This window comes from Mesorhizobium sp. M4B.F.Ca.ET.089.01.1.1 (assembly GCF_004022605.1).
In the GTDB taxonomy this organism is placed as follows: domain Bacteria; phylum Pseudomonadota; class Alphaproteobacteria; order Rhizobiales; family Rhizobiaceae; genus Mesorhizobium; species Mesorhizobium abyssinicae.
Genome location: NZ_RZOS01001172.1, coordinates 1 through 630 on the forward strand (window position 1 = coordinate 1; position 630 = coordinate 630).

Sequence of the window (630 nt, forward strand, 5' to 3'; positions counted from 1 at the left end):
GGATGCGGCCGGCCGTGTCGAAGCGCGAACCCTCGACCTGGAAGCGGCCGAACACCTCGTCGGCGGACAGCGGGACGCCGTTGCCGAGCCGCCCCGGCACGACCTGGAACTGCAGGGTGGCGTCGACTACGCGACCGCCGAACAGATTGCTCAGCACCCACAGGCGGGCGTTGCGGGCGGAGAACCAGGGCCACAATTGCTTGACATGCGAGACCGGCATGTCGTGGATGTTGAGAGAGAGAGAGATGCCCGGCGGGCCATTGTCGATGAAGGTGACCGAGGCCGTGCCCAGCACCTCGCTGGAAGATCCCGAGCGGACGCCGATCTTCTCGGCGATGAGCTTGTTGCTCTTCGGCTGATAGACCCCGGCGATGCGAGCCACGAAATCGAGTGCCGGCTCGGGCGACTCCGACGGAGAGAGCTTCGAGCCGTCGCTGGTCAGGTCGTAGCGATAGGCGGGTTCCTCGCCAGCGGTTGCCGGCTTTGGTCCGATCGAGCCGGCGAAGTCGAAGGTCGAGCGGCCGGTCTTGAGCAGAAGGCGGGTGACATCGATCTTGTTGGCGCCGGCAACAAGGGTGGCATTGGCGTCGACGTCGGCGGGCAGCTGCCCGCCGACGTCGACGCCAATGC

General features: G+C 66.7%; 1 pseudogene. It reads right to left on the reverse strand.

Features of this window, described 5'->3' with window-relative positions:
- Positions 1–630: pseudogene (locus EN780_RS36640) on the reverse strand (hypothetical protein); the annotation flags it as partial.